This is a genomic window from uncultured Amnibacterium sp., assembly GCF_964245895.1.
Taxonomy (GTDB): domain Bacteria; phylum Actinomycetota; class Actinomycetes; order Actinomycetales; family Microbacteriaceae; genus Amnibacterium.
Genome location: NZ_CAXTOQ010000210.1, coordinates 1 through 4,754 on the forward strand (window position 1 = coordinate 1; position 4,754 = coordinate 4,754).

Consider the following 4,754-nt stretch of genomic DNA (forward strand, 5'->3'; position numbering starts at 1 on the left):
CCGCGCGGAGCCCGTCCCAGGCGTCCTCGAGCCGGTAGGTCCACAGCCGGTCGACGAACTGGTTCTCCCAGTCGTGGCCGCCGGTGGCGAGCACCTCGTGCTCGCGACCGATCAGGACCGCCTTGATCCGGGTGGACCCCAGCTCGATGCCGAGGACCGCGCGGCCGTCCGCGATCGTCGGCGCCGCGTCGATCGTGCTCACAGCCCGCGCGCCAGCCGGTGGTAGGCGGCGTTCCAGCGCACCTCGTTCTGGAAGCCGCGGATCGTGGTGCCGGCGTCGATGACGAGCAGCTCGGTCCCGGTCATCGCCGCGAAGTCCTGCCAGACCTCGACGCCGACGGCGGTCGTCATCACGGTGTGGTGGGCGGCGCCCGCGGTGAGCCAGGCCGTCGCAGAGGTGGTGAAGTCCGGCTCCGGCTTCCAGACCGCGCGGCCGACGGGCAGCTTCGGCAGCGCCTCCGGCGGCGCGACGACGTCGACGACGTTCGCGACGAGGCGGAAGCGGTCGCGCACGTCGCTCATCGCGACGACGACGGCGGGGCCGGGGTCGGCGCTGAAGACGAGCCGAACCGGGTCGTCCTTGCCGCCGATACCGAGCGGGTGGATCTCGAGGCTCGGCTTCGCGGAGGTGAGCGACGGGCTGACCTCGAGCATGTGCGCGCCGAGGATCAGCTCGCTGCCCGGCGTCATGTCGTAGGTGTAGTCCTCCATCAGGCTGGCGCCGCCCGGCAGACCCGCGCCCATCACGTTCGCGATGCGAACCAGGGCCGCGGTCTTCCAGTCCCCCTCCGCGCCGAAGCCGTAGCCCTCGGCCATGAGCCGCTGCACGGCGAGACCCGGCAGCTGCTCGAGCGCGCCGAGGTCCTCGAAGTTCGTGGTGAACGCGGCGAACCCGCCCTCCTCCAGGAACGACCGCAGGCCCAGCTCGATGGCGGCGCCGTCCCGGAGGGCCTGCCGGCGCGCGCCGCCCTCCTGCAGCTCGGGCACGACGTCGTAGAGCCGGTCGTACTCGGCGACCAGCGCGTCGACGTCCACGTCGGCGACCGCGGCGACGCGGTCGGCCAGCTCGTTCACGCCCCAGGTGTTGACCTGCATGCCGAAGCGGATCTCCGCCTCGGTCTTGTCGCCCTCGGTGACGGCGACGAAGCGCATGTTGTCGCCGAAGCGCGCCAGCTTCAGCGTGCGTGCGGCGGTGCGGCCGGCGGCGGCGCGCTGCCAGGACTCGACCTTCGCGCGGACGGCGGGGTCGGACACGTGGCCGACGACGGTGGTGCGCGGCACCCCCATCCGCGACTCGATGTAGCCGAACTCGCGGTCGCCGTGCGCGGCCTGGTTCAGGTTCATGAAGTCGAAGTCGATCTCGCTCCACGGCAGCGCGACGTTCGCCTGCGTGTGGAGGTGGAGCAGCGGCTTCTGCAGGGCGGTGAGGCCGCCGATCCACATCTTCGCGGGGCTGAAGGTGTGCATCCAGGCGATGACGCCGATCACGCCGTCGTCGCCGTTCGCGTCGAGCATCGCGCGGCGGATCGCCTCCGCGTCGGTCAGCACGGGTCGCCAGTCCACCCGCACCGGCACGCCGGCGCCGAGCTCGTCCGCGATCGCCTGCGACTGCTCGGCGACCTGCGCGAGCGTCTCCGGGCCGTAGAGGTGCTGGCTGCCGGTGAGGAAGAGGGCCCGGTAGGAGTCGAAGGTGGTGTCGAGCGTCGTCATGCGGCTCCTCCGTCGGTCGTGGGCGACTGCCCGTACACGTGCTGGTAGCGGTCGAAGAGGCGGTCGATCGCCTCCTGCGGGATCGGCACGGGCTCGCCGAGCTGGCGGGCGATGTGCACGGAGCGGGCGACGTCCTCGACCATGACGGCGGCCTTCACGGCGTCCCGGGCATCGGAGCCGATCGTGAACGGGCCGTGGTTCCGCATGAGGACCGCTCGGGAGCGGTGACCGGCGAGCGTCTCGACGATGCCGCGGCCGATTGAGTCGTCGCCGATGATCGCGAACGGGCCCACCGGCACGGGGCCGCCGAACTCGTCCGCCATCGCGGTGAGCACGCACGGGATCGCCTCCCCGCGGGCGGCCCAGGCGCAGGCGTACGTCGAGTGGGTGTGCACGACGCCGCCGATCTCGGGCATGTGGCGGTACACGTACGCATGCGCGGCGGTGTCGGAGGAGGGGCTTCGGTCGCTGCCGTCGCTGCCCTCGACGACGGTGCCGTCGAGGTCGCAGAGGATCATGTCGCCCGCGGCGAGCGCGTCGTACGGCACCCCCGACGGCTTGATGACGAACAGGTCGGCGCCGGGGACGCGGCCGGAGACGTTGCCGCCGGTCCAGACCACGAGGCCGTACCGGATGAGCTCCGCGTGCAGCTCGGCGACCTCGACGCGGACGCGCGCGATCGCCTGCTCGGTCTCAGCGCTGAAGCCGGTTGCCATCGCATCTCCAGTGATTCCACGCGGTGAAGTGAGCGCTGCTGCGCTCATGGCCTTCGCGGCAGGTGCGAAGTGAGCGCTCACTCTAACAAGATCGCGCCTCGCTCGGAAGCGCGCGTCCGCGGGGCGGGGCGGTGGAGGCGCGCGCGACCAGCTCGGGTGCCAGCGGGACCACCGGCTCGGGCTCCCGATCGGCGAGCAGGTCGTCGACGCGCTGCATCATCCGTCGCCCGAGGGACGGGAAGTCGACCCGCAGGGTGGTCAGCGCCGGCGGGAAGTAGGCGGCCTCCGGGATGTCGTCGAAGCCGACGACGCTGACGTCCTCGGGCACGCGGACGCCCGCCTCCCGGAACGCGGCGAGCACCCCGAGCGCCATCTGGTCGTTCGCGCAGAACACCGCGGGCGGCGCCCCGGTCCGGGCGATCTCCCCGCCCAGCCGGTAGCCCGTCGCGGAGGACCAGTCGCCCTGCAGCGGGTCCGGCGTGCCGAGCCCGAGCCGCAGCGACGCCGCGCGCCATCCGGCGACGCGCTGGCCCGCCTCCGTCCAGTCCTGCGGGCCGGCCAGGTGCAGCACCTCTCGGTGGCCGAGGGCAGCGAGGTGCTCGACGGCCAGCTCGGCGCCGCGGACGTCGTCGACCGCCACGGTGCTCGCGCCGGGCACGACGTCGACGCTGGTGACGACCGGGAGGCGGGCGGGCAGGTAGGCGAGCGCGTCGCCGACCGCTTGGCCCGGCGCGATCACGACGACGGCGCGGACGTCCTGGCCGAGCAGCGACTCCGCCGCCTGGCGGACGTCGCCGCCGTCGAGGCCGTCGGTCGCGGCCATCGCGACGTCCCAGCCGCTGCCCCGCGCCGCGGCGTTGAACCCGTTCGCGACGCTCGCCGGGCCGAAGTACGGCATGCCGACGACGACCATCCCGACGGTCTGCGTGCGCCGCCTGGCGAGCGCGCGCGCGGCGGCGCTGGGCCGGTAGTCGAGGGCGGTGATCGCCTCGTCGACCTTCTCGCGCACCGCGGCGCGCACGGTCGCGTCGCCGTTCAGCACCCGGGAGACGGTCTGGTGCGACACCCCCGCCGCGCGCGCGACGTCGAAGATGTTCGGCACGGCGCGAGTGTAGGGCGCACCCCGTTCCGTCTTTCAGGAGTTCCGATCGACCGGAACTCCTGAAAGACGAAGGGGTGTCAGGCCTCGCGCTGCTGCGGGCTGCGGGTCGCCGTGATGGCGGTGTCCCGCTCGACCGCGTCGCCCAGCACCTCGTCGATGCGCTCGAGCAGCTCGGTCGGGATCACGACGCCGGCCGCCTTCGCGTTCTCGGTGACCTGCTCGGGGCGGGAGGCGCCGATGATCGCGCTCGCGACGTTGTCGTTCTGCAGCACCCACGCGACCGCGAGCTGCGCGAGCGACAGCCCGAGCTCGTCGGCGATCGGCTGCAGGTCCTGCACGCGCTGCAGCACGTCGTCCTGCAGCCACCGCTTGATGAAGCCCGCGCCGCCCTTGTCGTCGAGCGCGCGGCTGCCGGCCGGCAGCTCGCCGCCCGGCTTGTACTTGCCGGTGAGCACGCCCTGCGCGATCGGCGACCACACGATCTGGGAGATGCCCAGCTCCTCCGACGCCGGCACGACCTCGCCCTCGATGACGCGCCACAGGGCCGAGTACTCGGGCTGGTTGGAGATCAGCTGGAAGCCGAGGTCCTTCGCGAGCGGCGCGGCCGCGCGCAGCTGCTCGGCGGTCCACTCGGAGACGCCGACGTACAGCACCTTGCCCTGCCGGACGAGGTCGGCGAACGCCTGCATCGTCTCCTCGAGCGGCGTGAAGCGGTCGAACCGGTGCGCCTGGTACAGGTCCACGTAGTCGGTGCCGAGCCGCTCGAGCGACCCGTCGATCGATTCGAGGACGTGCTTGCGCGACAGCCCGACGTCGTTGTGCCCCTTCGGCCCCGTCGGCCCGAAGACCTTGGTGAAGATCTCGACGGACTGCCTGCGGGTGCCCTTCAGCGCCTCCCCCAGCACGGTCTCCGCGCCGGTGTTGGCGTAGACGTCCGCGGTGTCGAACGTCGAGATGCCGGCGTCGAGCGCCGCGTGCACGCAGGCGATCGCCGAGTCGTTCCCGACCTGGCTCGCCGCCGTCACCCAGTTGCCGTAGGTGATCTCCGAGATCTTGAACCCCGACCTGCCGAGGTACCGGTACTCCATCGTCGTCCGCCTTCCGTGGCCGCGACCGGCCGGGAGCAGCGTAGGAGGAGGGGCCTGTGAGCGCTCACGGCCCGGCTCAGTGGGGCGGCGCGAGCCTCGCCTTCAGCGCGGGGACGTCCAGCTGCGGCTGCGGGTACT

The 4,754-nt window shown here is 72.7% G+C and carries 4 protein-coding genes and 1 pseudogene; all 5 read right to left on the bottom strand.

Going from position 1 to position 4,754, the window contains the following annotated elements:
* A pseudogene (locus ACFE60_RS17695) lies at nucleotides 1-202 on the bottom strand (ATPase); the annotation flags it as partial.
* Nucleotides 199-1,710: an L-arabinose isomerase gene (gene araA, locus ACFE60_RS17700; RefSeq protein WP_375390173.1), complete on the bottom strand. Its 1,512-nt coding sequence runs from the start codon at nucleotides 1,708-1,710 to the stop codon at nucleotides 199-201. The gene araA and the pseudogene ACFE60_RS17695, both read right to left, overlap by 4 nt.
* Complete coding sequence (locus tag ACFE60_RS17705) at nucleotides 1,707-2,426, bottom strand: L-ribulose-5-phosphate 4-epimerase (RefSeq protein WP_375390174.1); 720 nt, start codon at nucleotides 2,424-2,426, stop codon at nucleotides 1,707-1,709. The genes araA and ACFE60_RS17705 overlap by 4 nt, the downstream gene beginning before the upstream one ends.
* An 82-nt stretch (nucleotides 2,427-2,508) precedes the next feature.
* A complete protein-coding gene (locus ACFE60_RS17710; protein WP_375390175.1) occupies nucleotides 2,509-3,528 on the bottom strand; it encodes a substrate-binding domain-containing protein in 1,020 nt (339 codons plus the stop codon).
* Between the two features lie 77 nt (nucleotides 3,529-3,605).
* On the bottom strand, nucleotides 3,606-4,616 hold the full coding sequence (locus tag ACFE60_RS17715; protein ID WP_375390176.1) for an aldo/keto reductase family protein: 1,011 nt from the start codon (nucleotides 4,614-4,616) through the stop codon (nucleotides 3,606-3,608).
* Nucleotides 4,617-4,754: the final 138 nt, after the last annotated feature.

What these genes read in the sequence shown, in the direction of transcription:
- araA (WP_375390173.1), bottom strand. Translation starts at nt 1,710, where the DNA reads ATGACGACGCTCGACACCACCTTCGACTCCTACCGGGCCCTCTTCCTC.
- ACFE60_RS17705 (WP_375390174.1), bottom strand. Translation starts at nt 2,426, where the DNA reads ATGGCAACCGGCTTCAGCGCTGAGACCGAGCAGGCGATCGCGCGCGTC.
- ACFE60_RS17715 (WP_375390176.1), bottom strand. Translation starts at nt 4,616, where the DNA reads ATGGAGTACCGGTACCTCGGCAGGTCGGGGTTCAAGATCTCGGAGATC.